Source organism: Pseudomonas sp. JQ170C, from assembly GCF_035581345.1.
Classification (GTDB): Bacteria; Pseudomonadota; Gammaproteobacteria; order Pseudomonadales; family Pseudomonadaceae; genus Aquipseudomonas.
The window spans coordinates 4,301,189-4,327,545 of the sequence record NZ_CP141608.1 but is presented as its reverse complement, the minus strand read 5'-3'; the positions used below and the strand labels follow the sequence as shown (position 1 = coordinate 4,327,545).

Below are 26,357 nucleotides of genomic sequence, written 5' to 3'. Positions count from 1 at the left end.
AAAGGAAGAGGTCATGCTTCGAATTCGCAAACTGGTCTTAGCAATTGCCGCGGCGTCGGCGCTGTCGTCCGGTATGGCGCATGCCCTTGGCCTGGGTGAGCTGACGCTCAAGTCGGCGCAGAACCAGCCCCTGGACGCCGAGATCGAATTGCTCGATGTACGCGACCTGACGGCAGCCGAAATGGCGCCCAGCCTGGCGCCGCCCGAAGAGTTCGCCAAAGCCGGCATCGAACGCCAGGCCTACCTCAATGACCTGACCTTCACGCCGGTGATCAACCCGAACGGCAAAAGCGTGTTGCGGGTGACCTCGAGCCAGCCACTGCCGGCGCCGATGGTCAAGTTCATTGTCCAGGTGATGTGGCCGAGCGGGCGTCTGTTGCGTGACTACAGTGTGCTGGTCAATGCCTCTGCGCTGCCGGGCGCCAAGCCGGATTCGGCGATCACGCCGGCCACCAGCGCTGCCGCCAACTACACCACGGTGCGTCGTGACACACTGTGGGAAATTGCCTCCAAGGCCCGTCAGGGTGGATCGGTGCAGCAGACCATGCTGGCCATCCAGGCGTTGAATCCCGATGCCTTCATCAACGGCAACATCAACTTGCTCAAGACCGGCCAGGTCCTGCGCATGCCCGATCAACAGCAGATCGCCAGCATTCCCCAAAGCGAGGCGGTGACTGAAGTGGCCGAGCAGTATGCTGCCTGGCGTGAAGGCCGGCGCCTGGGGCCGCGGGCCCGGCAGCTGGACGCCACACGCCGGGAAGGCACCGAGGCCGCTCCGTCGCGAATCGCTGACCAGGACAACCTGCGCCTGGTCGCTCCAGGCAGCAAGGCTGCCAGTAACGGCAAGGGTGTCAGCGACAAGCTCGCGGTGGCCCAGGAAAGCCTCGACACTACCCGTCGCGACAATGCCGAACTCAAGGACCGCATGGCAGACCTGCAGAGCCAGTTGGGCAAGCTTGAGCGCCTGATCGCCCTCAAGAATGACCAGTTGGCCAGGCTCGAAGCCCAGGGCGCTGCCGGCGAACCGCCAGCCGTTCCCGCCGACTTGCAGCCCTCGCCCGAAGATGCCGTGGTCACGCCAGCACCGGCCGCGGTCGATACTGCGCCGGTTGAAGCACCGACACCGGCTCCGGCTGCCGATCAGCCCGCATCGACCAGCTCCGGCAAAATGCTCGATGACCTGCTTGCCAATCCTTTCCTGCTGGCGTTGATCGCCGGCTCTGCCTTCCTGGTGCTGCTGCTGTTGCTGTTGCTGCTGGCACGCAAGCGCAAGGCTGACCAGGAGGCTGAAAAGCATCTGCGCATGGCTCGCGCCCTGGCCGAAGAGGGTGATCGTGGACCGGAACTTGATCTGCCGCAGGACAGTTTCGACGGCCTGGAGGTAGAAGAGCCCAAGGTAACGCTGGCGCCAGCCGTGGTAGCCGCTTCTGCTGCCGCAGCCACTGCCGCCGAAGCGCCTGCCAGCGAGGTGAAGCCGGTCGAACCCGCTCAGCCGCAGCCGATGGCAGCACCCCTGGTTGCCCCGGCGGCGGACGCTGCGCCTGCGCCTACTGGCGATGCGCTACTCGATGAAGTGCAGCAGTGCATTGCCCAGGGACGCCTCAATCATGCAGTCAACCTGCTTGAGCCGGCCGTGGCCGCCGAGCCGCAACGCAGTGACTTGCGCTTGAAGCTGATGGAAGTCTACGGGCGCCAGGGTGATCGCGATGCTTTCGTGGCTCACGAACGCCAACTGATCGCCACCGGCCAGAATCATGCGGATGTCGAAGCCCTCAAGAGCCGGTTCCCGGCCATGGTGGCAGTGGCCGCCGCCGGCGGAATCGGGGCGGCGGCCCTGGCTGCCGAACTGGACGCCCAGTACGTTCAGGCCCTGCTCAACGACGAGCCGCAGGCAGACGTCGAACCTCAGCCGGAGCCGGAGCCGGAGCCTGAGGTAGAGGCGATTTCCGCTCAGGAGCCAGAACCAGAACCAGAGCTACAGCCAGAACCAGAGCCAGAACCAGAGCTGGAGCCGATTGTAGAGGATGACCTGGACAGCGCCTTCGACCTGAGCCTGGACGAAGATCTGCACGGCCTGGAGCTGGAAGAGCCGCCGCTGCTCGACGAAGCGGCGGTTGCAGTCGCTGAAGAAGTTGAGGCCGCGCCAGCGCCTGAGCTTGAGGCGCCGGTTGTCGAAGCGGAAGTTGTGGCGCCGGTCGAGCCGTTGGTTGAAGACGTCCCGGATCTGACCGATCTCGCTGACTTCGATCTCGATGTCGCAGGCGACCCGCCGGCCGTGCTGTCGGAAGGCGAGCCGGTGGATATCGCCGCCGAGCTTGCTGCGTTCGATGAGTCGATGCCGGAGTTTGACCCGCTGAGCGAGCTCGACCTGCCGGAAGACTTCGACTTGTCGCTGTCGCTGGACGATGAGTCCGATGCGGCCAAGCACTTCGCCTCGGAGCTCGATGACGTCAACGCCGAGCTCGACAAGCTGTCCCAGAGCCTGGAGCAACCCTCGATCGAGCCGCATTTCACTGCTGAAGACGCGGTTGTCAGCGACGACTTGAGTGATGACCTGGAGTTCGACTACCTGGGCGGCGCTGATGAGGCGGCAACCAAACTTGACCTGGCCCGGGCCTATATCGACATGGGCGACCATGACGGTGCCCGCGACATCCTCGACGAAGTCTGCAAGGAGGGCAGTGATGCCCAGCGCCAGGAAGCCGAAGAGATGCTTGCGCGTCTGGTCTGAGTCCTGCCTTTGAACGTCCGACGGCAGCCCGAGTGGCTGCCGTTGTCGTTATAATTCCCGCCATCTGCAAAATCGACAGGCTGTATCTTCTTGGAAATCATTGATAACACGGTTGCCGAATTGGCAGCCGAAGGCTTCTTCCGCATCGCCCTGGGCGTTGAATACAAGGGTTCGCGCTACCGCGGCTGGCAGCGTCAGGCCGATGGCGTGCTCAGTGTCCAGCAGACGCTGGAAGAGGCGTTGTCCAGAGTGGCCGATTCGCCTGTGACCTTGCTGTGTGCCGGGCGAACCGATGCCGGTGTTCACGCCTGCGGCCAGGTGGTGCATTTTGACACCCAGGCCGTGCGCAGCATGAAAGCCTGGACCATGGGCGCCAATATCAACTTGCCTCACGACATCAGCGTGACGTGGGCCAAGGAGATGCCGGCGCATTTTCATGCCCGCTTCAAGGCCATCGCCCGGCGCTATCGTTATGTGATCTACAACGACCAGATCCGTCCGGCACACATGGGCCAGGAAGTGACCTGGAATCACCGGCCGCTGGATGTCGAGCGCATGGCCCTGGCTGCCCAGTATCTGGTCGGTACCCATGACTTCAGTGCTTTCCGCGCCGGCCAGTGCCAGGCCAAGTCGCCCATCAAGAACATCCATCACCTGCGGGTGACCCGCCACGGCAAGATGATCGTGCTCGATATCCGTGCCAGCGCCTTCCTGCACCATATGGTGCGCAACATCGCCGGCGTGCTGATGACGATCGGCGCCGGCGAGCGTCCGGTGGAGTGGGCCAGGGACGTGCTGGAGAGTCGTGAGCGGCGTACCGGCGGGGTGACCGCGCATCCGTTCGGCCTGTACCTGGTGCAGGTGGAGTACCACGACGAGTTCGCGTTGCCCGAGCGTTACATCGGTCCGCACTTCCTCTCCGGCTACGAAGCATTGGCGGCTGACGACCCGCAAGCCATTTGCTAACATCCGGGGCTTTCCGGATCAGCTGAGGTTCACAGGTCATGAGCGCCGTTCGCAGCAAAATCTGCGGTATTACCCGCATCGAGGATGCGCTGGCCGCAGCCGAGGCGGGCGCCGACGCCATTGGCCTGGTGTTCTATGCAAAGAGCCCGCGGGCGGTGGATGTGCAACAGGCGCGGGCAATCATTGCCGCCTTGCCGCCGTTCGTGACCACCGTGGGCCTGTTCGTCAATGCCAGCCGCTGCGAACTCAGCGAAATCCTCGAGGTCGTACCGCTGGACCTGCTGCAGTTCCACGGTGATGAAACCCCTGCCGATTGCGAAGGCTACAACCGGCCCTGGATCAAGGCTCTGCGGGTGCGCCCGGGGGATGACCTGGAGGCGAGCTGCAAGCTGTACAGCCGGGCCAGCGGGATTCTGCTCGATACCTATGTTGCCGGCGTGCCGGGCGGTACGGGCGAGGCATTCGACTGGTCGCTGATTCCCGAGAAGCTGAGCAAGCCGATTATCCTGGCGGGCGGCCTGTCGCCGGACAATGTCGCCAGCGCCATCACCCAGGTTCGCCCCTATGCGGTAGACGTCAGTGGTGGGGTAGAGCAGGCCAAGGGCATCAAGGATGCAGCGCGCATCGAGGCGTTCATCAAGGCGGTGAAACAGGCGTGATAACGTCTGCTGCTGCGGATGTGACGGCTGGTCGCGCGCCATCGTCCATAACTTTCGCAGCCCGGTGCTGCCGGATCGCGCCCAAGGGCCGGTCGAAATTATCGGGTGACGCCCCAGGCGTTGCCCTTACAGGTTGACGATGGAGCGGTATCGGGGCGACTCGCTGTACGCGAGGCGCCAGGGCCGGCCCATCATCGCGTCATACACGAATTGAGCTCAAGGGCATACGCGTGACCAGGCAGCCAAAGCCTGCCGGTCGCCGCTACTGGAGAAAGAAAGCATGAGCAACTGGTTAGTAGACAAACTGATCCCTTCGATCATGCGTTCCGAGGTGAAGAAGAGTTCGGTGCCTGAAGGGCTGTGGCACAAGTGCCCGTCCTGCGAGGCCGTGCTGTATCGTCCGGAGCTGGAAAAGACCCTGGATGTCTGCCCCAAGTGCAACCATCACATGCGCATCGGCGCCCGCGCCCGTATCGACATCTTCCTGGATGCCGAAGGCCGTGCCGAGCTGGGTGCAGATCTTGAGCCGGTCGACCGCCTGAAGTTCCGCGACGGCAAGAAGTACAAGGATCGCCTGACGGCTGCGCAGAAGCAGACCGGCGAAAAAGACGCCCTGATTTCCATGAGCGGTACCCTGTTGGGCATGCCGGTCGTGGTCAGCGCCTTCGAGTTCTCCTTCATGGGTGGCTCGATGGGTGCCATCGTCGGTGAGCGCTTTGTTCGTGCTGCCAACTACGCCCTGGAAAACCGCTGCCCGATGGTCTGTTTCTCGGCCTCCGGCGGTGCGCGCATGCAGGAAGCGTTGATCTCGCTGATGCAGATGGCCAAGACGTCGGCGGTGCTGGCACGTCTTCGCGAAGAAGGCATTCCTTTCATTTCGGTACTGACCGACCCGGTCTACGGCGGTGTGTCGGCTAGCCTGGCGATGCTCGGCGATGTGATCGTCGGTGAGCCAAAAGCCCTGATCGGTTTTGCCGGTCCGCGCGTGATCGAGCAGACCGTGCGTGAAAAGCTGCCGGAAGGCTTCCAGCGCAGCGAGTTCCTGCTGGAGCACGGCGCCATTGACCTGATCATCCCGCGTCAGGAGCTGCGTCCGCGCCTGGGTAACCTGCTGGCGCAAATGATGGGCCTGCCGACGCCGAAATTCGTCGCACCCGTCATCGAGCCGATCGTCGTACCGCCGGCGCCTGCCACCGTATGACCCAACGTACCCTTGGCGACTGGCTCGCCTATCTCGAGCAGTTGCACCCCTCGGCCATCGACATGGGCCTGGCGCGTTCGCAACAGGTTGCAGCCAGGCTCGGGCTGGACAAGCCGGCGCCACGGGTCATTACCGTGACCGGTACCAACGGCAAGGGCTCGACCTGCGCCTTTGTGGCCGCCTTGCTGCGCGCCCAGGGGCTCAAGGTCGGGGTCTACAGCTCGCCGCACCTGCTGCGCTACAACGAGCGGGTGCAGATCGACGGCGAAGAAGCGGCCGACGAGCAGTTGTGCGAAGCCTTTGCTGCCGTCGAAGCAGCCCGTGGCGACATCTCCCTGACCTACTTTGAAGCCGGCACCCTGGCGGCATTCTGGCTCTTCAAACAGTCGGCACTGGATGCCGTGGTGCTTGAAGTCGGCCTGGGCGGGCGCCTGGATACCGTCAATATTGTCGATGCCGATGTGGCGCTGGTCACCAGCATCGGCGTCGATCATGTCGACTACCTGGGAGATACCCGGGAGTTGGTAGCCTTTGAAAAGGCCGGGATCTTCCGCCAGGGCAAGCCGGCCCTGTGTGGTGACCTCAATCCGCCGCAGCCGCTGCTGGATAAAGCCCGTGAACTGGCGTGCCCGTTCTTCCTGCGCGGTCGTGATTTCGACCTGGCCAGTACTGATCAGTATTGGCAGTGGCGGGGTGTGGATAGTCGTGGTCAGGTAGTGGAGCTGCACGACCTGCCATTGCTCGACTTGCCGATGGAAAATGCCGCCCTGGCGCTGCAGGCCTATTTGCTGCTGGACCTGCCTTGGGATGCCGGGCAGATCGCTGCAGCGTTGCAGTCCACGCGCATGGTCGGCCGACTGGATCGTCGGACTTTTCGCTGGCAGGGCAAGGATTTGACTATCCTCATGGATGTCGGACACAACCCTCATGCCGCCGAGTATCTGGCCCAGCGCCTGGCCAGCCGGCCGGTGAAGGGCAAGCGCCTGGCGGTGTTCGGCCTGCTGGCCGACAAGGACCTTGCCGGTGTGGTGCAGCCGTTGCTCGGTCAGGTCCAGGCATGGGCTGTTGCCCCGCTGGATACCGCTCGCAGTCGACCGGCAACTGAGCTCGAAGCAGCGCTGACTCGTCTAGGGGCTGATGTTGTGTCGTACGCCAGCGTGGCAGCGGCCCTGGAAGGGCAGAGCACACTGGCGACGGCGGATGATGAAATCCTGCTGTTCGGATCGTTTTTCTGTGTCGGTGAAGCCCTGCAGTGGCTGAGCGGGCAGGCCACGGAGGATGGGGCAAATGGCATTGCTGGATAAAGTGGTCAAGCAGCGTATGGTCGGTGCGCTGGTGCTGGTGGCGCTGGCGGTGATTTTCCTGCCGATGCTGTTCACCCGCGAAGACGAAATGCGCCAGGTGCGCGTCGAGGCCCCCGAGGCGCCGGCAGCACCGAACATGGCGCCGGTGCAGGTCGAGCCTGTGCCAGTGCCGGAGCCTCAGGTATTGCCTGAAGAGCAGCCCGTCATCGTCGAGGAGTCCACCGCACCTGCCCAGGCACCGAATACGCCGATTACTTCAGTGCCGACTGCAGCGCCTGCGCCCGCAGCAGAGCCTGTGGTTGCCGCCAAGGCTGCCACGCCACCGCCTGCGGTCAAGCCAGAAGCCAAGCCGGCGGCGCCTGTTGCCAGTGCGGCCAAGCCTGCCCAGGGCAAGATCGACGCCAACGGCCTGCCGATCAGTTGGTCGGTGCAGTTGGCCAGCCTGTCCAGTCGAGCGGGTGCCGACAAGCTGCAGGCGACCCTGCGCAGTCAGGGCTACAACGCCTATATCCGCTCGGCGGGTGGCATGAATCGCGTGTATGTCGGGCCCTTGATCGAGCGAGCCGAAGCCGAGCGCCTGCGTGGCGTGATCAGCCGCCAGCAAAAGCTCAACGGTATCGTGGTGCGTTTCCAGCCCGAGCGCGGCTGAATGCTTGTCGCCCGGCCAGCGCCGGGCGGCAAATCACTGCTTACCGACAGCCCGCCGCTCTGGTAAAATGCGCCGCCTTATCCGTTTGCAGGCAACACTGTGGCATTTACCTGGGTCGACTGGGCGATTTTCGCGATCATCGCCATTTCTTCGCTGATCAGTCTCAAGCGCGGCTTTGTCAAAGAGGCCTTGTCGCTGCTTACCTGGATCATCGCCGGTGCCGTGGCCTGGATGTTCGGTGGTTCGCTGTCGCAGTACCTGGAAGCCTATATCCAGACGCCTTCGGCACGGGTCATCGCTGGATGCACCATTCTTTTCGTCGCCACCCTGCTGGTGGGGGCAATGATCAACTTTCTCATCGGCGAGCTGATTCGCGTCACCGGGCTTTCCGGGACCGACCGCTTCCTGGGCATGGCCTTCGGTGCCGCCCGTGGGGCCTTGCTGGTGGTAGTGGCCGTCGGGCTGTTGAGCCTGGGGCCGGTACAGCAGGATCAGTGGTGGCAGGAGTCTCGCCTGGTGCCACAATTTCTATTGGTGGCTGACTGGTCAAAAAACCTCATTCTGGGGTTCACCAGTCAGTGGCTAGCCAGCGGGATCAGCGCACCGGCTGATCTCCCGTTCAAGGATCAGCTTCTGGGGCCCAAAACGCCTTGAAAGCTGCTCAGTCCAGTTTCATTAAGTAGGGGTTGCGTCGCATGTGTGGCATCGTCGGTATCGTCGGTAAGTCGAACGTCAATCAGGCGCTGTATGACGCGCTAACCGTCCTCCAGCACCGCGGCCAGGACGCTGCCGGTATTGTGACCAGCCATGATGGCCGGTTATTCCTGCGCAAGGACAATGGTCTGGTCCGTGATGTGTTCCAGCAGCGCCATATGCAGCGCCTGGTGGGCCACATGGGCATCGGTCACGTGCGCTACCCAACAGCGGGCAGCTCGACCTCGGCTGAAGCCCAGCCGTTTTATGTCAACTCGCCCTACGGCATCACCCTGGCGCACAACGGCAACCTGACCAACGTTGAACAGTTGGCCAAGGAGATCTACGAGTCCGACCTGCGCCACGTCAACACCAGTTCCGACTCCGAAGTCCTGCTCAATGTCTTCGCCCATGAGCTGGCGGTGCGTGGCAAGCTGCAGCCGACCGAAGAAGACGTGTTTGCCGCAGTGACCGACGTGCACAACCGTTGTGTCGGTGGTTACGCCGTGGTGGCGATGATCACCGGTTACGGTATTGTCGGCTTCCGCGATCCTCATGGCATTCGCCCGATCGTCTTCGGCCAGCGTCACACCGACGAAGGCGTGGAGTACATGATCGCCTCCGAAAGCGTTTCCCTGGACGTGCTCGGCTTCACCCTGATCCGCGATCTGGCGCCGGGCGAAGCGGTGTACATCACTGAGGAAGGCAAGCTGCACACGCGTCAGTGCGCCGTGAACCCACAGCTGGCCCCGTGCATCTTCGAGCACGTCTACCTGGCCCGTCCTGACTCGATCATCGACGGTGTCTCGGTGTACAAGGCGCGCCTGCGCATGGGCGAGAAGCTGGCCGAGAAAATCCAGCGCGAGCGTCCGGACCATGACATCGACGTGGTCATCCCGATTCCCGACACCAGCCGTACCGCTGCACTGGAATTGGCCAACCACCTGGGCGTCAAGTTCCGCGAAGGCTTCGTCAAGAACCGCTACATCGGCCGTACGTTCATCATGCCCGGCCAGGCGGCGCGCAAGAAATCGGTCCGCCAGAAGCTCAACGCCATCGAGCTGGAATTCCGCGGCAAGAACGTGATGCTGGTGGATGACTCCATCGTCCGTGGCACCACCTGCAAGCAGATCATCCAGATGGCCCGCGAAGCTGGCGCCAAGAACGTCTACTTCTGCTCCGCAGCCCCGGCTGTGCGCTACCCCAACGTCTACGGCATCGACATGCCGAGCGCTCATGAACTGATCGCCCACAACCGCAGCACCGAGGATGTCGCCGAGCTGATCGGCGCCGACTGGCTGGTCTACCAGGACCTGCCGGACCTGATCGAGGCTGTTGGCGGTGGCAAGATCAAGATCGAGCATTTCGACTGCGCCGTGTTCGACGGTAAGTACGTTACCGGCGACATCGACGAGGCCTACCTGGACAAGATCGAGCAGGCGCGCAACGACGCCTCCAAGGTCAAGAACCAGGCGGTCAGCGCCATCATCGACCTGTACAACAACTGATTTAGGAGCAGCGGCATGACACAGGAATGGGATGCCGGGCGCCTGGACAGCGACCTCGAAGGGGTCGCTTTTGACACGCTGGCGGTACGCGCCGGCCAGCATCGCACGCCGGAGGGTGAGCACAGCGATCCGCTGTTCTTCACCTCCAGCTACGTGTTCCGTACAGCGGCTGATGCCGCTGCGCGGTTCGCCGGCGAGGTTCCAGGCAACGTCTATTCACGCTACACCAACCCCACCGTACGCGCGTTTGAAGAGCGCATCGCCGCCCTGGAAGGTGCCGAGCAGGCAGTGGCTACGTCCACTGGCATGTCAGCGATCCTGTCCACGGTAATGGCCTTGTGCAGCGCTGGCGATCACGTGCTGGTCTCCCAGAGCGTGTTTGGCTCGACCATCAGCCTGTTCGAGAAGTACTTCAAGCGCTTCGGTGTCGAAGTCGACTACGTTCCTCTGGTGGATCTCGCCGGTTGGGAACAGGCAATCAAGGCCAACACCAAGCTGCTGTTCGTCGAGTCGCCGTCCAACCCGCTGGCCGAGCTTGTGGATATCTCGGCGCTTGCCGAGATCGCCCATGCCAAGGGCGCCCAGTTGGTGGTCGACAACTGCTTCAGCACCCCGGCCTTGCAGCAACCGCTGAAGCTGGGTGCCGACATTGTCGTGCATTCGGCTACCAAGTTCATCGACGGCCAGGGCCGTTGCATGGGGGGTGTGGTTGCCGGGCGCAGCGAGCAGATGAAAGAAGTTGTGGGCTTCCTGCGCACCGCAGGGCCGTCCCTGAGCCCCTTCAACGCCTGGATTTTCCTCAAGGGCCTCGAAACCCTGAACCTGCGCATGCGCGCCCACTGTGCCAACGCACAGGCCCTGGCCGAGTGGCTGGAGCAGCAGGACGGCATCGAGAAGGTTCATTACGCTGGTCTCGAAAGCCATCCGCAGCATGAGCTGGCCAAGCGTCAGATGAGCGGCTTCGGTGCAGTGGTGAGCTTTGAGGTCAAGGGCGGCAAAGAGGGCGCCTGGCGCTTCATCGACGCCACCCGGCTGATTTCGATCACGGCCAACCTGGGCGACAGCAAGACCACCATCACCCACCCGGGCACCACCTCCCACGGCCGTCTGTCGCCGCAGGAGCGTGAGGCCGCCGGCATTCGCGACAGCCTGATCCGCGTGGCCGTGGGTCTGGAAGATGTCGTTGACCTGAAGGCCGACCTGGCCCGCGGTCTGGCGGCGCTGTGATCGACTGGTCAGCGGGTGACAGCAGCCATAACGGCCGCGTCGCCCTGGTGACCGGTGCGGCGCAAGGCATCGGCCTGGGCATTGCTGCCTGGCTGATTGCCGAGGGCTGGCAAGTGGTACTCACCGATCTTGATCGTGCGCGCGGCGCCAAGGCCGCCAAGGTGCTGGGTGACAACGCCTGGTTCATTGGCATGGATGTCGCTGACGAGGGTCAGGTCAAGACCGGCGTGGCCGAGGTGCTCGGCCAGTTCGGTCGCCTCGATGCGCTGGTGTGCAATGCCGCCATCGCCGATCCGCACAACACCACTCTGGAAACCCTCAGCCTTGCGCACTGGAATCGTGTGCTGGCGGTCAACCTGGGTGGGCCCATGTTGCTGGCCAAGCACTGTGCGCCGTATCTGCGCGCTCATGGCGGCGCCATCGTCAACCTGGCCTCGACCCGCGCGGCCCAATCCGAACCCGACACAGAAGCCTACGCGGCGAGTAAGGGCGGCCTGCTGGCCCTGACGCACGCTCTGGCGGTGAGCCTGGGGCCGGAGATCCGCGTGAACGCTGTGAGCCCTGGCTGGATCGACGCACGTGATCCGTCCCAGCGCCGCGCCGAGCCACTGACCGAAACCGACCACGCCCAGCATCCAGCGGGCAGGGTGGGGACAGTGGAGGATGTAGCCGCCATGGTTGCCTGGTTGTTGTCACGCAATGCCGGCTTCGTGACTGGCCAGGAGTTCGTGGTCGACGGCGGCATGACCAAGAAGATGATCTACGCCTAGCGGCTAGCTGACAGTGTGCTGTTGATTCTGCTTTTTCTTACCGCTTACAACTTCAAGCTTGCCGATGCTTTTTTCACCTAATTGAAAAAAACTTCAATCAGAGTATTGACTTAGCATCGATACCTGCGTAAATTTCGCCACCTCAGCGAAGCACACGGGTGATTAGCTCAGCCGGGAGAGCATCTGCCTTACAAGCAGAGGGTCGGCGGTTCGATCCCGTCATCACCCACCACTTCCTGAGATGTTCCTGACCCGACACTTTCGCAAGAAGGTGTTACCAGAGAGGAACCGGACGCAAGTCCATATGCGCAGCGGTAGTTCAGTCGGTTAGAATACCGGCCTGTCACGCCGGGGGTCGCGGGTTCGAGTCCCGTCCGCTGCGCCACTTTTCTCCAGATCGGTTGAATGACCGGTTTGAGGTCGGAAGGCACTTAAGCCTTCAGGCCAGATCCCAGTTTCAAACAGGCGAAAGTCTGTGTGATACGCAGCGGTAGTTCAGTCGGTTAGAATACCGGCCTGTCACGCCGGGGGTCGCGGGTTCGAGTCCCGTCCGCTGCGCCATATTTGCTTCGAGGCCCTTGAACTCCTCGAAGTAGCAAAAAGAGCGACCTAAGGTTCGCTTTTTTTGTGCCTGAGACTAGCGGAGGTTTCGCAGCCAGGCTTGCACGACACGCAGCGGTAGTTCAGTCGGTTAGAATACCGGCCTGTCACGCCGGGGGTCGCGGGTTCGAGTCCCGTCCGCTGCGCCATACAGCAACAAAGAAAGCGACCTTAGGGTCGCTTTTTTTGTGCCCGCAATTACGCCCTGAACAGCACGGGCCCCGTCGAAACCAGGCGCAGGTGTCGATGAATTTTCCGCAGTGATTGACCGGCTGTGGTTTCAGTGATCCGCCGATGTGATGCACAATAGGCGCCGACCGTTTTACTCAGGATTTGCAATGTCAAAGTCAACCGTCTTCAGTGCGCTCGGGCTGGCCCTGGTGCTGGCGGGTGTTTCCGGCTGTTCTTCCAAGAAAGCTGCCATCTACGAACACGAGAATTTCGACGACTCGGGAACCTTTTCGCGCAACTTCCCGGTCAGCGAAGCAGGTTCGTGTGAAGCCGCCCGCCGTGCCTTGCTCAGCCAGGGCTACATCATCACCAGTAGCGGTGCCGGCCAGGTCAATGGCAACAAGAGCTTCCAGCAGACAGGCGATTCGCACCTGCAAATCAGCTTCAACGTGGTTTGCGCCCCCGACAGTGGTGATGCCAAGCGTTCGACCATGTTCGCCAACGCCCTGCAGGACCGTTATGCCCTGAAAAAATCCAACACCTCCGCGAGCCTCGGGGTAGGGGTGCTGGGTTCGGTGTCGATGCCCATCGGCTCCTCCGACGACTCCATGGTCAAGGTCGCCAGCGAAACGGTGACCTCGGCCAAGTTCTACGAGCGTTACTTCGCCCTGGTCGAGAGCTTCCTGCCTAAGGAACAGAAGAAAAAGGCGGCACCGAAAAAGGCTGTCGAACAGCCTGCGCCTGAGTTGGGCATCCCTGAGCCTGCGCCTGCTGACTTGACGCCAACCGATGCGGCCGCACCGGCCCCAGCCCCAGCCCCGGAAGCTTCTGTGGCGCCACAGGCCAGCGAACCGGCACCCGTCCAGCAGCCAGCAGCTGCGGAGGCTGCACCGGCCCCTGTAGTCGACGACAGCAAGGGTTCGATGCCAGTTGCACCGCCGGCTGAGGCCGCGCCGATCAGCGCCGAGCAGCCGGCCCCGGCAGCGGCTGAGCCGGTACCGACCGTTGCCCCGCTTGCGCCTGTCAGTAATCCTGAGCAGGCGCCGCTGTAAAGGCGGATAAAATCTTCATCTGCTGCTACGTTGTTTTGATAAGCGTCATTGTCATTTTTCTTTCATCGCGGCACTTTAGGCTCGATAACGAATCAATGACATGAATGAAAAAACGACGGAGCAGACGATGGACGACTATCAAGAAGAACTACTCGAATTGCACGCCTTGGAGCTTGATCCGCCCGAGCCTGCCGAAGACGCCACCGAGCTGTAGTTTCAGCCGGTACGCCGCTGGCTGCGGCGAAACTCTCCCGGGGTGATGCTGTTCCAGCGCTTGAACGCGCGCTGGAAGGCTTCAGCCGAAGCAAATCCCAGCAAATAGGCGATCTCGCCAAAGGCCAGCTCCGTGTCACGGATGTAGGTCATGGCCAGATCGCGCCGCGTATCGTTGAGGATGGCGCGAAACTGCGTGCCTTCCTCGGTCAGCTTGCGTCGCAGTGTCCAGGTGGGCAGTTGCAGATGACGCGCCACTTCTTCCAGATCCGGTTCCCGTCCGCCATTGAGCAGCGGCCCCAGCAGGTGAGCTATGCGCTCGCCCAGGCTGCGAATCCGCGTGCGCTGCTCCAGCTCCGCCTCACACAGGTTCAGCAGGTGCTGCCAGGTACTGGGGCAATGCGCCGGATTGCTCAGCCCAAGGCTTGCTCGGCTCAGGCGCAGTTGATTGGTCTGGGCGCCAAAGTGCACCGGGGTGCTGCACAGCGCCTGATAGTGCGAGGCATAGGCGGGCGCCTCGAATTCGATTTCCACCCGGTCGGCCAGCAGGGGCGTACCGGCCAGGTTCGACAGCTGGGCCAGCCAGCCAGACAGCAGCGAATCCACGACAAAGCGGTTGTAGGTGTTGTAGGGGCTGATGGAGTAGAAACGCAGCCAGGCACCGTTGCCGTCTTCGTGAAAGCTTGAGCGGCCACGGTAGTTTGAGGCGTACAGCGGTTCAAAACGCAGCAGCGTGCGTGCCGCGTCGCCGACGGTCGGCGCCTGGGCCGCCGTGACGCCGGCCAGGCCCGCCTGGCTCAAGCGGCTGAGGCGGCCCATCTGCAGGCCCAGTGCCGGGTCGCCGGTCAGCTCAATGGCGGCATGGCCCAGGTGCATGTAGCGCGGGATGGACAATCGTCCACCCGCTTCAGCCAGGCGCACAGTATCGAGCCCATAGCGCTTCAGAAGCGCTGTGGGCTCGATGCCGTGTTGCTTCAGTGCATCTTCAAGGCTCTGGACAAAACCCACCGAGAGATCACCCAGGCGCATCCGTGGGCGGGTCATGGCCGGGCTACAGCCACAAGTTGAGCAAACGAGCGCCGTGGGCGCTGTTGCCGTTGAGGTTCAGCCCGTCGCGGTTGGCAAAGCCCTGACCGTCGGCGACGACATCCCAGAAGCGTCCGCGCAGAAACACGCTCATGCTGCTCATGCCCCCGGGGTTGGCGTTCAAGGTCAATTGCTGCCAGGCCCGGGCTTCGCTGACTTCACCCGGCTTGAACGGCAGTGTGGCCGCCAGAGGCTGGTGACGGTTGCCGCGCCAGGGGCCGTTCCAGCTGTCCTTGCCGCCCAGGAACGCCGGATTGGCAATGAACTGCGCCGATTGGTTGGCCAGTTGTTGCTGGTTGCTCGGGTACCAGCTGTCGCTGCCGATCAGCACGCCCAGGCGTCCGGCCGGGGTCTGCAGCACTTGCGGGGGCTGGTCGGTGCCGCTGTCGATGTAGCGCCGCACGTCGCCGTCAGGGTGCTGTTGAAGTTGCGGCTGGCCGAGCACCGAACCGTCCCCGGCGAACACCAGGGTGCTGTTGTACAGCGCGCCGGTGCCGACCTGGAGGGTGCCGTGTTCCACATAGGGGGAGGGCAGCACGATGGAACCTGCCACCAGCGTGACGCCAAACTCCTTGGCCAGGCCGCCGAAAAGTTGCTGGTAGTCATTGGCCATCTGCTGCGCCTTCATGCGCAGGTGGGCATCGGCGCGCCAGTCATCGCCTTCGGCGCCCAGCATGGCCAGGCCATAACGGATCGGGTTGCTGAGCTCCAGCCACTGCCAGGCCTCGCGTCGCTCGGTGACCTGGTACAGCTCGTTCTTCTCGCCCCGAGCCCACAGCCAGGTGCCGATGTGCTCGGGCAGGATGACAATGGTGCGGGCATTGATCAGGCCCTGGGTGCGCGCCTGTTCCAGATAGGCCGCCAACTTGCGGTGCAGGCGATGCAGGTTCTGGTAGTCACCCGGGTACAGCTGCGGCTCGACCCCAAGCAAATTGCCTTTGCCCGCGGGGGTGCCTTCGCTCAGGGCCAGCTCGATACGCAAATCCGACAGGTAATGCCCCGCCGGCCGCTGCTCGGTCCAGAACCCGTAGCCGCTCATCGCAGCAATGACAACCAGCGCCAGGGCGCTCAACAGAATTTTTCGCATGGCGATAGTTTGCACTGAAATTCGACAGAGCAATACCGCAGATCAATGGCATAACGGCGGGTTTTAACGCGGAGCCTGTGATTGTCCCGCAAGACATTGAGTGTGCGGATGCTTCAAATGAAATACATTCGCATTTATACTCCCCGGCACTTTTCTCCAACCCAGGCTCTTGTCCTTTCCTTCGCGCAGGTCATCGTGCAGGTCGACCCTCCCAAGCCATCACTGCTCACTACGCTGGTTCGTCATTACGAAGAGCTGGTGGATCACGTTCGCCGACGTTTTGGCGAACGGGTCTTCGCACGCGATGTGGTGCATGACCTGTGCATCCAATTGCTCGAAAAGGATGAAAAGGACGATGTGCGCTCGCCCCTGGCGTTGCTGCGCAAAATCGCCCACGACACGGCCGTCACGCGCTATCGCAGCGATCGTCGGCGCGAGGCCTGGATGGTGGCGGTGCCAGTGTTGCCGGAGGTCGCCAGCGCTGCGCCGAGCCAGCAACGCCATCTTGAGGGCGCCAGGGCCCTGGAGTTGCTGACCGAAGCGATTGCCCAGCTGCCGCCGCGTTGCCAGATGGTGTTCGTCATGCACAAGGTGCACGAGTTGCCCCAGGCCGAGGTGGCCGAGCGCATGGGCATTTCCCTGAAAACGGTAGAGAAGCACCTTCGCCTGGGCATGAGCGCTTGCCGGGAGCACCTGGGTGCCGAGGTATTGTCATGAGCCGGGCCCCGCGCAATGCCAAGGACTACAGCCAGGAAGACGAGGCAATCGCCCGCTTTCGTGAAGACCTCAAGCAGCGTTTTCCGCTGCCCGCGCCCACCCCGGCCAAGAAAAAGCGCACAACGGCCAAGGCCCTTGGCGTGCTGTTGCTGGCAATGGCTGCCGGCGCGGCCTGGGTCGATCCGGCCTACCACGCCCAGCACGTCGCCAGCCAGGTCGGTCAGCGCCAGGCGCTGCAACTGGCCGATGGCAGTACGGTCCTGCTCGACAGCGACAGCGAGATGACGGTCAGTTGGCACCTGCGCACGCGCCAGGTCACGCTGACAAGGGGCCAGGCGCTGTTTGACGTCGCGCCGATGGTGTACCGCCCGTTCCTGGTCGATGCCGGGTCGGCCGCGGTGCGGGTGGTGGGGACTCGCTTCAACGTCAATCGGCTTGAGCAAGAGGTGCAGGTCACCGTGGCCGAAGGCAAGGTGGCTGTTCGGGGAGGTGCCACCGACGCGCTCGCGCTACTCGAACCCGGCCAGCAATTGCGCGTGCGCCAAGGCGTCCCGGGCCCGGTGACAACGGTCAACGCCGACGATGTCAGCGCCTGGAAAGACAGCCGGCTGGTGTTTGAAAGCACTCCGCTGGCCGAGGTGATCGCCACGCTCCAGCGCTACCGCCGCCAGCCGATCACGCTCATGGAGCCGAATCTCGCCCGCCTGCCGGTGTCCGGTGTGTTCGACAGCAACCACGTTGAGCGTCTGCTGGCGCTGTTGCCCGGCATCTTGCCCCTAAGTGTCACCACCGCACCCGATGGAGCGGTGCGAATCAATGCCCATGACCGGAAAAAATAGTTTTCGACAGAGGTAGGGTTTCGCGGCGCGGTTGGCGGCTATCTCCATGCAACCTTAATCCGTGGAGAATAAAAACGTGAGTCAGCCCCTCCTGCGTGCGCCTGTGCGCCTATCCTTGCTGGCCAGCAGCCTGCTGCTCAGCCAATGGTCGTTGGCGCAATCTGCACCGGTCGATTTCGATGTTCCAGCCACATCGCTGGAGAAATCCCTCAATGCCGTAGCCCGCCAATCCTCGGCACAGATCCTGTTTGCCAGCGAAATCACGGCCGGCAAGAGCGCACCGGCGTTGCACGGCCGCTATACCTTGCAGGAAGCCCTCGAACGGCTACTGGGCAAGAGCGGGCTGACCGCCCAGGAGCGAGACGAACACACGTACCTGGTGGTGCCGAGCGGCTCCGCGCCGGTCACTGAGGCAGCCGCCAGCGGGGCGGGTGCGGTAGAGCTGGCCAGCCTGGAAATCAGCTCGTCGCGGCTCAACAGCGACCTGGTGCCGCAAGCCCGGCAGGTCAATGTCATCGAGCGCGAGCAGCTGGAGCAGCTGCGCCAGGGTTCCGATGGCCTGGCCACCTTGCTGGCCAAAAGCATTCCCGGCATGGCCGACTCCAGCCGCACCATCACCGACTACGGCCAGACACTGCGCGGCCGTACGATGCTGGTGCTGGTCGATGGCGTTCCGCTCAACACCAACCGCGACTCCTCACGCAATCTGGCGAACATCGACCCGGCACTGATCGAGCGCATCGAAGTGATCCGCGGCAGCAGCGCAATCTACGGGGCGGGGGCAACCGGCGGCATCATCTCCATCACCACCCGCCCGGCCGGTGGTGAACCGCGTGCGCAGACCAGCCTGACCGCGGTATCGCCCCTGAGCCAACTGGACAGTGATGGCCTTGGCGGCCAGTTGCAGCATCACCTGTCCGGCTCCCAGGGCCAGGTCGATTACGCCCTGGACTTCGGTGCCCGGCACATTGGCTCGTCCTATGACGCCAACGGCCATCGCATCGCCCCGGAGCCCAGCCAGGGCGACCTGTTCGATTCCAACACCTACAACATCGGCGGCAAACTGGGCTTGCGCCTCGATGAAGTCCAGCGCATCCAGCTGTCGGCGAGCCATTACAACGCCGAGCAGAACACCGATTACACCTCTGATCCGTCTGTGGCCAGCCTGCCTCCGGGGTCGGTGCCGGCGCGGCCGCTGTCAGGCTTGTCGCTGGACGAGCAGAACCAGATCAAGAACACCCTGCTGAACCTTGAGTATGCCCACGCCGACATCCTCGGTGGCTCGCTCAATGCGCAGCTCTACTACCGGGATTACTTCACCCGCTTTACGCCCTTCGATGCACGGGCGGTGGCCACGCGTGGGCGCAATGTCGATCAGGTGATGCAGAACAGCGAAGTGTTCGGCAGCCGGGTCACCCTGCGCACTCCGCTCGGCAGCCAGGGCAATACCGAGCTGTTGTGGGGCGCTGACTTCAACCAGGAACGCAGCGACATGCCCATCGACATCTTCGATCCGCAGGTGTACGACGCCAGTGGCGGCAGGGTGTTCGACAAGATCGGCAAGCTGACCTACCTGCCCGACCTGACCACGCGCAGTGTCGGCGGCTTTGCGCAGCTGCAGCACAAGTTCAACGATCAATGGTCGATGGAGGGCGGTATACGTTACGAATACGCCACCGCCGAATACGACGACTTCATCCCGCTGTCGGAGTCGACCGCTGCCCAGCCCGCCACCGTCCAGGGAGGGGACGTTCACTACGATTCGGTACTGTCCAACTTCAGCGTGACCTACTCGCCGGTGGCGGGCCAGGAAGTGTATGCGGCGTTCAGCCAGGGTTTCCAGTTGCCCGATATTGGCGTGCAACTGCGCAATGCCCGCCGCGGCTTTGATCTCGACGCCTCGAACCTGGAGCCGGTGAAGACCAACAATTACGAGTTGGGCTGGCGCGGCGCCCTGGGCGAGGAGACCCTGGCGTCGCTGGCGGTGTTCTACACCACCTCCAAGCTCGGGGATGTGCAGAGCTTCAACAACGGCCTGATCCTGACGCGCACCAAAGAGCGCATCTACGGTGTGGAAGGCAGCGCCGACTGGCTGACCAGCGACGAGCGTTGGGGGGCCGGCGGTACCTTCACCTGGATGAAGGGCCGGGAGCAGCCGGACGGGGGAGACTGGCAAGACATGACCGGGTATCGCATTCCGCCACTCAAGCTGACCGCCTACGTACAGTTCAAGCCGAGCGAGGTCTGGAGCAACCGCGTGCAGGCCACCTACTTTGAGGGTGAAGACTACCGCCTGCACGGTGTTGCCAGCTTCGGTCGGCGCAAGGTCGATGGCTACACCACCGTGGACCTGATCAGCCAGTACCAACTGAGCAATGACGACCAGGTCAGCGTAGGCCTGCAGAACCTGTTCAATCGGGACTACTACCCGCTCTACAGCCAGCTGATGCGCAGCAGCACCAACACCAGCCACCTGCCGGCACCCGGCACCGTACTGACGGCCAGCTACACCCATCAATGGTAAGCGCTGGCGCTTGATGGGCGGTCAGGGGGAGGTGGGCGAGATGCTGATCCCGCCTCCCTCAGCCTCAATGACCCTCCAGCCGTCCAGGCGGGAGGGCAGGCCGCCTGTGCAACAGGATCATTAACCTGTCACTTTCGATCATTGAACCCCGCTCGCTGGCTGATTAATGTCATTCACAGATAACTGACGGGCCCCGCCACATCGGTGAGGTGCCCGCATTCCGTGATTACGCCTGTTGTGGAGTTCACTATGGCCGCCGCTCGTTACCCGCACCTGCTTGCCCCGCTCGACCTGGGCTTTACCACTTTGCGCAACCGCAGCCTGATGGGCTCGATGCACACCGGTCTTGAAGAGAAGCCGGGTGGTTTCGAGCGCATGGCCGCGTATTTTGCCGAGCGTGCCCGTGGCGGCGTCGGCCTGATGGTCACCGGCGGTATCGGGCCGAATGTGGAGGGCGGGGTGTATTCCGGCGCTGCCAAGCTGAGCACCCCGGAAGAGGCCGACAAGCACCGCATCGTCACCCAGGCCGTGCACGAGGCCGGTGGCAAGATCTGCATGCAGATCCTTCACGCCGGCCGCTATGCCTACAGCCCCAAATCGGTGGCGCCGAGCGCTATCCAGGCGCCGATCAACCCGTTCAAGCCGCGTGAGCTGGACGAGGAGGGCATCGAGAAGCAGATCCAGGACTTCGTCAATTGCTCGCTGCTGGCGCAAAGCGCCGAGTATGACGGCGTCGAGATCATGGGATCGGAAGGCTACTTCATCAACCAGTTCCTTGCCGCCCACACCAACCACCGTACCGACCGCTGGGGCGGCAGCTACGAAAACCGCATGCGCCTGGCGGTGGAAATCGTCAGCCGTGTGCGTGAGGCCGTTGGCCCGAACTTCATCATCATCTTCCGCCTCTCGATGCTCGATCTGATCGAAGGCGGCAGCAACTGGGAAGAGATCGTGCAGCTGGCCCAGGCCATTGAAAAGGCCGGCGCAACCCTGATCAATACCGGTATCGGCTGGCACGAAGCGCGAATCCCGACCATCGCCACCAAGGTGCCACGGGCGGCGTTCAGCAAGGTCACGGCCAAGCTGCGCGGCGCGGTGCAGATCCCGCTGATCACCACCAACCGGATCAACACCCCGGAAGTGGCCGAGCAGATCCTGGCCGAGGGCGATGCCGACATGGTGTCCATGGCCCGCCCGTTCCTCGCCGATCCTGAGTTCGTCAACAAGGCCGCCGAGGGCCGGGGCGATGAGATCAACACCTGTATCGGTTGCAACCAGGCCTGCCTGGACCACACCTTCGGCGGCAAACTGACCAGTTGCCTGGTCAACCCGCGTGCCTGCCACGAAACCGAGCTCAACTACCTGCCCGTCACCCAGCTCAAGCGCATTGCTGTGGTCGGTGCCGGCCCGGCGGGCCTTGCGGCAGCCACGGTGGCGGCCGAGCGCGGTCACCAGGTGATGCTGTTCGACTCGGCCAGCGAAATCGGTGGCCAGTTCAACGTGGCCAAGCGTGTGCCGGGCAAGGAAGAGTTCTACGAGACCCTGCGCTACTTCAAACGCAAGCTGCAGACCACCGGTGTCGAGCTGTGCCTCAACACCCGCGTCGATGTCGAACAATTGGCGGCTGGCGGTTACGACGAAATCATCCTGGCCACCGGTATCGCACCGCGTCTGCCCGCCATTCCTGGCATCGAACACAGCAAGGTACTGAGCTACCTGGACGTGCTGCTCGAGCGCAAGCCGGTGGGGCAGAAGGTGGCGGTGATCGGTGCCGGTGGTATCGGTTTTGACGTCTCCGAGTACCTGGTGCATCAGGGCGTGGCCACCAGCCTGGACCGTGAGGCCTTCTGGAAGGAGTGGGGTATCGACACCGCGCTGGAAGCCCGCGGTGGCGTCGCCGGGATCAAGGCCGAGCCCCATGCACCGGCGCGTCAGGTGTTCCTGCTGCAGCGCAAGAAATCCAAGGTTGGCGATGGCCTGGGCAAGACCACCGGCTGGATTCACCGCACGGGCCTGAAAAACAAGCAGGTGCAGATGCTCAACAGTGTCGAGTACATGAACATCGACGATGCCGGCCTGCACATCCGTATCGGCGAAGGCGAACCGCAGGTGCTGCCTGTGGATAACATCGTGATCTGTGCAGGCCAGGACCCGCTGCGTGAGTTGTACGAGGGCCTGCAGGCGGCCGGGCAATCGGTCCACCTGATCGGTGGTGCCGATGTGGCAGCCGAGCTGGATGCCAAGCGGGCGATCAACCAGGGCTCGCGCCTGGCGGCAGAGCTCTAAGCGTGGCCTGCGGCGGGGTGCCCACCTCGCCGCACTGGTAAACTGGCGCGTCCCTGCGCCAGTGAACTGTTCATGACCGGTTTCGATTCCCTTCCCCAAGCCCCCTTGCAACCCCTCGAACTGAGCTGGCTGCGCCCGTTCGGCGTTGAGCTGGCGGTGCTGCGCCTTGACAGGATCGACCCGCTGATCAGTGGCAACAAATGGTTCAAGCTGCTCGAGCACCTGCGTCTGGCCCAGGCCTCGGGCTCGCCGGGCGTGATCAGTCTTGGCGGCGCCTATTCCAATCACCTGCATGCCCTGGCTGCTGCCGGCAAGCGCTTTGGTTTCGCCACGGCCGGGTTGCTGCGTGGTAACGCCCAGGACACGCCGACGGTTCGTGACCTGCAAGCGTTCGGCATGCAGTTGCACTGGCTGGGCTACGGCGGCTATCGGGCGCGGCATCGGGCGGACTTCTGGCACCCCTGGCAGGCCGAGTATCCGGGGTGGCACTGTGTGCCGGAGGGGGGCGGTGGCCCGCTGGGCGTCAAGGGCTGCACCTTGATTGTCGAGCAGGCCCGGGCGCAGGTGTCAGCCCTGGGCTGGGCCGACTACGACGGCTGGTGGCTGGCGGCAGGGACCGGCACGACCCTGGCGGGGCTGGTACAGGCCGAAGCCGGTACACGTCCGGTTCACGGCGCACTGGCGGTGCCGATGGATCATGGTGTCGGGGACGCGGTCGAGGCACTGGTGGGCCCAGGCGGATACACCTTGCACGATGCCAGTCGCGGCGGCTTTGCCAAGGTTGATGAGGCATTGCTTGCGTTTATCGCTGCCTGCGAGGCCGAAGCCGGCCTGCCGCTGGAGCCGCTGTACACCGGCAAGGCATTGCTGGCGTTGCGCGAGCAGGTCGAGGCGGGTGCCTTTCTCCCCGGTACTCGCCTGATCTTTCTGCACAGCGGCGGCCTGCAGGGCCGCCGCGGTTTTGCCTAGCGGTGGCCGGGGAGCATGCGCACCAGGGTGTTGTCACGCTGCACATAGTGATGGAAGAGCCCGGCCACGGCGTGCAGGCCGATCAGCCAATAGCCCCAACTGCCGATGCGCTCGTGCCAGCCTTTGATGAACTTGGCAAGGTCCGGGTCCGGTGCGATCAAGGCGGGTAGCTCCAGGCCGTAGAACGGAATCGGCTTGTTCGCCGCGCTGAGAATCAGCCAGCCGGCAATCGGCAGGCCGATCATCATCAGGTACAGGGCCAGGTGCATCAGGTGGGCCAGGCCGGTCTGCCAGGCGGGGGGTGCGGGAATGATGGGGGGAGTAGGGCGGCTCAAGCGCAGGGCCAGGCGTAGCCAGACCAGCACAAAGACGGTCAGCCCGAGCATGAAGTGCAGCTCCTTCATCAGATTGCGCCCGGCACTGTCCTTGGGAAACAGGCCGCGCAACTCGATCAGCGCGTAGACCGCCACAAGCAGCACCAGCATCAGCCAGTGCAGGGCAATTGACAGGCTGCCGTAGCGGGCCTGGGGGGTATTTTGGATCATGGTCGTTCCTCATTTTCAGGTCTGGGCTCGCGCTCTTGGCGGCGCATGGACATAACTGTAAACGCTGTCGCGGCGTTTACTGGGCTATCGCAACAAAAAATGGCCGCTTCGGTATTGATCTGTCGCTAGAATTCGCCGCGTCTTTTCCTCGAAAGCAAGGCTGTGTTCATGCTGATGGCGTCGTTGATTTTCCTCCTGACCATTACCTTGGTGATCTGGCAGCCCAGGGGGCTGGGCGTGGGCTGGAGCGCCACCGGCGGCGCGCTGCTGGCGCTGCTGTGTGGCGTGGTGCAGTGGAGTGACATCCCGGTGGTGTGGCAGATCATCTGGAACGCTACAGGAACCTTCATTGCGCTGATCATCATCAGCCTGCTGCTCGATGCCGCCGGCTTCTTCGCCTGGGCGGCGCTGCATGTGGCGCGTTGGGGGCGGGGCAGCGGGCGGCGCCTGTTCTGCTACATCATCCTGCTGGGGGCACTGGTCTCGGCGCTGTTCGCCAACGATGGGGCCGCGCTGATCCTCACGCCCATTGTGGTGGCGATGCTCCTGGCCTTGCGCTTCAGTCCGGCGGCGACCCTGGCATTCGTCATGGCGGCAGGGTTTATCGCCGATACAGCGAGCCTGCCGCTGGTGGTGTCGAACCTGGTCAATATCGTCTCGGCCGACTACTTCGGTATCGGCTTCAACCGCTATGCCGCTGTGATGGTGCCGGTGAACCTGGTCAGTGTGGCGGCCACCCTGGTGGTGTTGCTGTGGTACTTCCGCCGCGACATCCCGGCTGACTACGACCCCTTGCAACTGGACCGGCCGCGCAGCGTCGTACAGGACCCGGCGACCTTCGTGGCCGGCTGGCTGGTGCTGGTGATCCTGTTGATCGGTTGCTTTGCCCTGGAGCCGCTGGGGATTCCCATCAGCGCGATCGCGGGGCTGTGTGCGCTGGTGTTGCTGCTGGTGGCGGCGCGCGGGCACAAAATCTCTACACGCAAGGTGCTCAAGGAGGCGCCTTGGCACATCGTGGTGTTCTCACTGGGGATGTACCTGGTGGTCTATGGCCTGCGCAATGCCGGGCTCACCGACAACCTGGCCGGGTGGCTCGACAGCTTCGCCACGGGCGGGGTGTGGGGCGCGGCCATGGGGACGGGGCTGCTGGCGGCGCTGCTGTCGTCGGTGATGAACAACTTGCCGACGGTGTTGATCGGTGCCTTGTCCATCGACGCCAGTTCGGCCAGTGGTGTGGTCAAGGAGGCGATGATCTATGCCAACGTGATCGGCAGCGATCTGGGGCCGAAGATTACGCCCATCGGCAGTCTGGCGACGTTACTGTGGTTGCACGTGCTGGAGCGCAAGGGGGTGAAGATCGGCTGGGGGTACTACTTCAAGGTGGGGATCGTGCTGACGGTGCCGGTGTTGCTGGTGACCCTGGCGGCATTGGCAGTGCGGCTGGCGTAGGAGCGGGCTTGCCCCGCGATAGTGATCTAGCAGTCACATCGCAATCGCGGGGCAAGCCCGCTCCTACAAGGCGGTGATCAGGCGGGGAAATCCGGCCAGGCATCGGCGACCAGGAACAGGCGCTCTGCTTCTTCCCAATCGCCATCGTCGCCCGCTACCCAGCGCACCAGCAGTTGTGCCGGTGCTTGTGGGTCTAGCACTTGCAGCCATGTTTCAAACCGATCCCGCGACCAGCGTTCCTGCGCGCTGCAGCGGGCCGACGCCAGCCACGCATGACGTGGTATGGGCTGCCAACTGGCCTGAGGGTCCTGGGTGAGGAATGCCGGCCAGTTCCGTCGATGCAGCCAGCGCCCCCGCAAATGCTGCGGATCTGCACCCGTTGGGGCATCGGCATGCCCAGGCCACGGATAGAACAGGTAGCCCGCCAGCCACAGCTGGGCGCTGAACTGGGTGATATCCAGCGCCGCCAGCACTTCACGACTCTCTTCACGTGCCGAGATCGGCAACTGGTGCTGCGCCAGGTGTGCCAGCTTGCGGTCCAGCCGGTCATGACAGCCGGGGCCCAGCCAGTGCGCCGGGTCCTTTCCATCGCCTCCCGGTGGCCCCAGGTACAGCTTGATGGCCAGTTCCAGGTGGTGAACGCCTTCGTCGTCCTGCAGGAGGATATCCAGTTCGCCCAGCGTATGGCCGCCGGTGCGAATTGGCAGGTTGGCCGCCAGCAGCGTCACCCCCGGCGCGTGTTGCAGGGCAAACTGCCATAGACGTTCGTAGTACAGCCCCAGGCGCCGAGTAGCGGCCTGGGCCAACCACTGCTGCAGTGCGCTGCTGTCGCGATCCAGATCCAGCAGCCATTGCTGCAGCTGTGCGGGATGGGCGACCCAATTGCTGGCCGCCAGCGGATGACGCTGGGGCCAGGGCGTCTCGCGCAGCATGGGCGGCGCGAGAATGACCCAGGCCAGGTCGCGCACCTGAGGCTGGCGCAACTGGCGGGGCAGGTCGGACAGGTCGGGGAAAGGGTTCATTCAGCGAGCATAGTCTTTCAGCCACAGGCCTTGAGGATTTTCTCCTGCGTTTGCCGCTGCCCGGGGCTTTCGCCCATAATCGAACTCTT

Annotated in this window: 21 protein-coding genes and 4 tRNA genes; 21 read left to right on the top strand and 4 right to left on the bottom strand. The window is 63.4% G+C overall.

Going from position 1 to position 26,357, the window contains the following annotated elements:
• Nucleotides 1-13 precede the first annotated feature (13 nt).
• From U9R80_RS19600 to U9R80_RS19530, 15 genes are all read left to right on the top strand, one after another.
• Nucleotides 14-2,731 (top strand): FimV/HubP family polar landmark protein, encoded by a 2,718-nt coding sequence (locus U9R80_RS19600; protein ID WP_301839531.1) that lies wholly within the window; start codon nt 14-16, stop codon nt 2,729-2,731.
• A 120-nt stretch (nt 2,732-2,851) separates the two neighbouring features.
• On the top strand, nt 2,852-3,697 hold the full coding sequence (gene truA, locus U9R80_RS19595; RefSeq protein ID WP_442964985.1) for a tRNA pseudouridine(38-40) synthase TruA: 846 nt from the start codon (nt 2,852-2,854) through the stop codon (nt 3,695-3,697).
• A 38-nt stretch (nt 3,698-3,735) separates the two neighbouring features.
• Nucleotides 3,736-4,356, top strand: a complete 621-nt coding sequence (locus tag U9R80_RS19590; RefSeq protein WP_301839535.1) for a phosphoribosylanthranilate isomerase — start codon at nt 3,736-3,738, stop codon at nt 4,354-4,356.
• Nucleotides 4,357-4,636: 280 nt separating this feature from the next.
• Nucleotides 4,637-5,557, top strand: a complete 921-nt coding sequence (accD, locus tag U9R80_RS19585; RefSeq protein WP_301839537.1) for an acetyl-CoA carboxylase, carboxyltransferase subunit beta — start codon at nt 4,637-4,639, stop codon at nt 5,555-5,557.
• Nucleotides 5,554-6,861, top strand: a complete 1,308-nt coding sequence (folC, locus tag U9R80_RS19580; RefSeq protein WP_301839539.1) for a bifunctional tetrahydrofolate synthase/dihydrofolate synthase — start codon at nt 5,554-5,556, stop codon at nt 6,859-6,861. The genes accD and folC overlap by 4 nt, the downstream gene beginning before the upstream one ends.
• Nucleotides 6,845-7,510, top strand: coding sequence for an SPOR domain-containing protein (locus U9R80_RS19575; protein ID WP_301839541.1), 666 nt, complete (start codon nt 6,845-6,847; stop codon nt 7,508-7,510). Before folC ends, U9R80_RS19575 begins: the two co-directional genes overlap by 17 nt.
• Before the next feature lie 99 nt (nt 7,511-7,609).
• Nucleotides 7,610-8,164 (top strand): CvpA family protein, encoded by a 555-nt coding sequence (locus U9R80_RS19570; RefSeq protein ID WP_028945827.1) that lies wholly within the window; start codon nt 7,610-7,612, stop codon nt 8,162-8,164.
• 41 nt (nt 8,165-8,205) lie between these two features.
• Entirely contained in the window at nt 8,206-9,711 is a 1,506-nt protein-coding gene (gene purF / locus U9R80_RS19565) for an amidophosphoribosyltransferase (RefSeq protein ID WP_028945828.1), read from the top strand.
• A gap of 15 nt (nt 9,712-9,726) precedes the next feature.
• The gene (locus U9R80_RS19560; protein ID WP_301839544.1) at nt 9,727-10,938 is read left to right on the top strand and encodes an O-succinylhomoserine sulfhydrylase; all 1,212 of its coding nucleotides are present in this window, start codon (nt 9,727-9,729) and stop codon (nt 10,936-10,938) included.
• Nucleotides 10,935-11,708 (top strand): SDR family oxidoreductase, encoded by a 774-nt coding sequence (locus U9R80_RS19555; protein WP_301839545.1) that lies wholly within the window; start codon nt 10,935-10,937, stop codon nt 11,706-11,708. Before U9R80_RS19560 ends, U9R80_RS19555 begins: the two co-directional genes overlap by 4 nt.
• Before the next feature lie 156 nt (nt 11,709-11,864).
• A tRNA-Val gene (locus U9R80_RS19550) sits at nt 11,865-11,940 on the top strand.
• Between the two features lie 76 nt (nt 11,941-12,016).
• Nucleotides 12,017-12,093, top strand: a tRNA-Asp gene (locus U9R80_RS19545).
• A gap of 99 nt (nt 12,094-12,192) precedes the next feature.
• Nucleotides 12,193-12,269: transfer RNA gene (locus U9R80_RS19540), tRNA-Asp, on the top strand.
• Between the two features lie 111 nt (nt 12,270-12,380).
• Nucleotides 12,381-12,457 (top strand) — tRNA-Asp (locus U9R80_RS19535).
• Nucleotides 12,458-12,646: 189 nt separating this feature from the next.
• Nucleotides 12,647-13,531 (top strand): DUF2242 domain-containing protein, encoded by an 885-nt coding sequence (locus U9R80_RS19530; RefSeq protein ID WP_301841751.1) that lies wholly within the window; start codon nt 12,647-12,649, stop codon nt 13,529-13,531.
• Nucleotides 13,532-13,747: 216 nt separating this feature from the next.
• Here the strand turns inward: U9R80_RS19530 and U9R80_RS19525 are convergent, their stop codons facing one another.
• Together U9R80_RS19525 and U9R80_RS19520 are read right to left on the bottom strand one after the other, a co-directional pair.
• Nucleotides 13,748-14,788, bottom strand: a complete 1,041-nt coding sequence (locus U9R80_RS19525) for an AraC family transcriptional regulator (RefSeq protein ID WP_301841750.1) — start codon at nt 14,786-14,788, stop codon at nt 13,748-13,750.
• A 7-nt stretch (nt 14,789-14,795) separates the two neighbouring features.
• A complete protein-coding gene (locus U9R80_RS19520) occupies nt 14,796-15,917 on the bottom strand; it encodes a nitrilase-related carbon-nitrogen hydrolase (RefSeq protein ID WP_301841749.1) in 1,122 nt (373 codons plus the stop codon).
• 195 nt (nt 15,918-16,112) lie between these two features.
• On the opposite strand from U9R80_RS19520, the gene U9R80_RS19515 reads away from it, so the two are divergent.
• The 5 genes from U9R80_RS19515 to U9R80_RS19495 all read left to right on the top strand — a co-directional run bounded on the left by U9R80_RS19515 (nt 16,113) and on the right by U9R80_RS19495 (nt 23,252).
• Complete coding sequence (locus tag U9R80_RS19515; RefSeq protein WP_301841748.1) at nt 16,113-16,634, top strand: RNA polymerase sigma factor; 522 nt, start codon at nt 16,113-16,115, stop codon at nt 16,632-16,634.
• Nucleotides 16,631-17,473: a FecR family protein gene (locus U9R80_RS19510; RefSeq protein WP_301841747.1), complete on the top strand. Its 843-nt coding sequence runs from the start codon at nt 16,631-16,633 to the stop codon at nt 17,471-17,473. Before U9R80_RS19515 ends, U9R80_RS19510 begins: the two co-directional genes overlap by 4 nt.
• A gap of 76 nt (nt 17,474-17,549) precedes the next feature.
• Nucleotides 17,550-19,997, top strand: a complete 2,448-nt coding sequence (locus tag U9R80_RS19505; RefSeq protein ID WP_301841746.1) for a TonB-dependent siderophore receptor — start codon at nt 17,550-17,552, stop codon at nt 19,995-19,997.
• A 249-nt stretch (nt 19,998-20,246) separates the two neighbouring features.
• Complete coding sequence (locus tag U9R80_RS19500) at nt 20,247-22,283, top strand: NADPH-dependent 2,4-dienoyl-CoA reductase (RefSeq protein WP_301841745.1); 2,037 nt, start codon at nt 20,247-20,249, stop codon at nt 22,281-22,283.
• Between the two features lie 72 nt (nt 22,284-22,355).
• Nucleotides 22,356-23,252 carry a 1-aminocyclopropane-1-carboxylate deaminase/D-cysteine desulfhydrase gene (locus U9R80_RS19495; RefSeq protein ID WP_301841744.1) on the top strand — a complete coding sequence of 299 codons (897 nt, stop codon included), beginning with the start codon at nt 22,356-22,358 and terminating at the stop codon, nt 23,250-23,252.
• Here U9R80_RS19495 and U9R80_RS19490 read toward each other — a convergent pair.
• The gene (locus tag U9R80_RS19490) at nt 23,249-23,797 is read right to left on the bottom strand and encodes a cytochrome b (protein ID WP_301841743.1); all 549 of its coding nucleotides are present in this window, start codon (nt 23,795-23,797) and stop codon (nt 23,249-23,251) included. The genes U9R80_RS19495 and U9R80_RS19490 overlap by 4 nt on opposite strands.
• 168 nt (nt 23,798-23,965) lie before the next feature.
• Between U9R80_RS19490 and U9R80_RS19485 the strand changes: the two genes are divergently transcribed.
• Nucleotides 23,966-25,246 carry an arsenic transporter gene (locus tag U9R80_RS19485; protein WP_301841742.1) on the top strand — a complete coding sequence of 427 codons (1,281 nt, stop codon included), beginning with the start codon at nt 23,966-23,968 and terminating at the stop codon, nt 25,244-25,246.
• Between the two features lie 77 nt (nt 25,247-25,323).
• Here the strand turns inward: U9R80_RS19485 and U9R80_RS19480 are convergent, their stop codons facing one another.
• Complete coding sequence (locus U9R80_RS19480; RefSeq protein WP_301841741.1) at nt 25,324-26,268, bottom strand: DUF1853 family protein; 945 nt, start codon at nt 26,266-26,268, stop codon at nt 25,324-25,326.
• Nucleotides 26,269-26,357: the final 89 nt, after the last annotated feature.